3 protein-coding genes are annotated in these 1,896 nt (G+C 46.1%); all 3 read right to left on the reverse strand.

Features of this window, described 5'->3' with window-relative positions; all coding sequences use genetic code 11:
- Positions 1-119: 119 nt before the first annotated feature.
- The 3 genes from N7974_RS20450 to N7974_RS20460 all read right to left on the reverse strand — a co-directional run bounded on the left by N7974_RS20450 (position 120) and on the right by N7974_RS20460 (position 1,783).
- The gene (locus N7974_RS20450; protein WP_262967377.1) at positions 120-551 is read right to left on the reverse strand and encodes a hypothetical protein; all 432 of its coding nucleotides are present in this window, start codon (positions 549-551) and stop codon (positions 120-122) included.
- Positions 552-721: 170 nt separating this feature from the next.
- Positions 722-1,120, reverse strand: a complete 399-nt coding sequence (locus tag N7974_RS20455; protein ID WP_262967378.1) for a hypothetical protein — start codon at positions 1,118-1,120, stop codon at positions 722-724.
- 66 nt (positions 1,121-1,186) lie between these two features.
- On the reverse strand, positions 1,187-1,783 hold the full coding sequence (locus N7974_RS20460) for a hypothetical protein (RefSeq protein ID WP_262967379.1): 597 nt from the start codon (positions 1,781-1,783) through the stop codon (positions 1,187-1,189).
- Positions 1,784-1,896 lie beyond the last annotated feature (113 nt).

Below are 1,896 nucleotides of genomic sequence, written 5' to 3' on the forward strand. Positions count from 1 at the left end.
GTCACGCAGACGCCCTTCGAAAGCCGCCCGGCGCTGATTGACCACGCCTGCCGCCGTGCCGCCACCCATGACAGCCCAGCCGGCCGCATGCAGCACTGGCGTTGAAGGATCGATCTCGATCAGCGCGAGTTCCAGGCGCAGTGCCGGTTTTTTATGTTGTACAGGTGAGTTAATGACCTGAAAGAGATGATTGGGATCTGCTTCGAAATCCTTAATCGCCTGATCATGGAAGTATTTGGCAAGTTCATTAATATCCTTTTAACACCGCCAAGCCAGTTAGCTGAACTTGCTTTATGTAACCAGTCCATTTCAAACATGTACTGAGTATTTACCGGTGCGACGATCAATTCCTTGTAGTCGCGCATATCAAAGCCTGGTTTGATCCAGACTTTCTGGAATGGTAAATCCGCTCGTTTAACCTGTTGATCAGGCTGCTCAATAAAACCGGCGTCAGGCGCTGGCTCAACTGTCAATGCTTTCGCATCACTGCTTCCTGATTCAATAGTGGCACATCCGGAAAGTATTCCGACGACGCATAACAACAGCGCCAATTCTGTAGCATTTTTTTATTTTTTGCTTATTGATTTTCACGTTTTACTCCAGGTTTAAAAAAATTGATCTATGGTTTTCTGTTTACTAGCAGCTGTTCTAAGTTATGTAGTGAAAATACCGTTTTGTTTATAGTGGTAAATAATTTCATTTAAGTCTGTCCGCACTAGCTTCAATCAACACGGTCATAAAGCAAAGCGTGATGCGATAAACCCAATTCTTTAGGTAAGCCGAACATATACACCAAGCCAATAGCGAGATCACCCAAACCCAGTGGCACGGTAATTAAACCTACATCGCCAAACAGTCCCGCTGGAATAAGTACCAGCGCAGCAATGTAGCGTAGCAGTGCTTCCCAATAGACAAACGTAGCGCGGCGGTAGAGGTCGCGAGAAGCTAAAAGTAATACGGCACTGGAAAAACCAAGAAATCCGGCGATTAGCCAACCCCAAACAGGATCGCAGATGTTCATACCGATTCCCCGATAAAGCGGTGGACACAACAGGAATAAAGCGAGACCGGCGTTATAAACGCCGGACCAGAAAACAAAGTGTTTCATTGGGAATGGCATGCTATTTTTCCTTGCAAGATATAAGGGTGGGCAGGATGTTCTGTTTATCCGAAGAGAATAGAAATATCAGTGGGTCAAACTCCACGCATGGAGTTTTTTCATGGCGGTTCCGTAGCTACCGAGTTGATAGACGGACGCGCCCGCTGGCGAGAACGTGAAGGTATCAAAGGGTTCGGCAAGCATTTTCTTCAAGTCATCCTGAAAGGCAACACCGATAGTGACATGTGGATTAAAATGCGTGCCGGTATATTTCGGCACGAATACCGTAACGTAGTCAATCAACGCTGATTGGATGTCAGTGTTCTCAGGCTCGGTAGCAAATGCGGTAGCAGTGCCTGTATTGACCGTGTAAGGAGCAACCGCATTAATCAATTCTTGCTGTAGCTTGAGTAAATTTTCGGTTGGCTCGATGACAATGCCGCCAAGCCCAGTATCATTATTAGGGATGTAGTAGTATTTGAAGGCCTTCAACTTCCAGTCGGCTATTTTTTTGTGGGTTAAAACATTGCCGCTAGCAGCATAGACTTTATCGAGATCAACCGTTTTGACGTAGCGCTGCAGAAGGGTGATATGGGGCTTGTGCAAGGCATCCAATACAAAGCCATTAGGATAAACTTTGAGCAAACGGGCATTGGCGGCTTCAGCGTGTTCGGTAATTGTCAATGTAGTTGTCGCCTCGACGGTTAACTCTTACTCTGGTTTGTTTTCTAAATAATCACTTCCTTGGTAGCATTTTTTTGTTTAGACCTTGTCTGGGTTAAGGTGGGCTGTCTGGA

This window comes from Methylobacter psychrophilus, assembly GCF_025583945.1.
Classification (GTDB): Bacteria; Pseudomonadota; Gammaproteobacteria; order Methylococcales; family Methylomonadaceae; genus Methylobacter_C; species Methylobacter_C psychrophilus.

Bases quoted from the DNA above. Each gene is read 5' to 3' on its own strand.
- N7974_RS20455 (WP_262967378.1), bottom strand. From the start codon at position 1,120: ATGCCATTCCCAATGAAACACTTTGTTTTCTGGTCCGGCGTTTATAAC.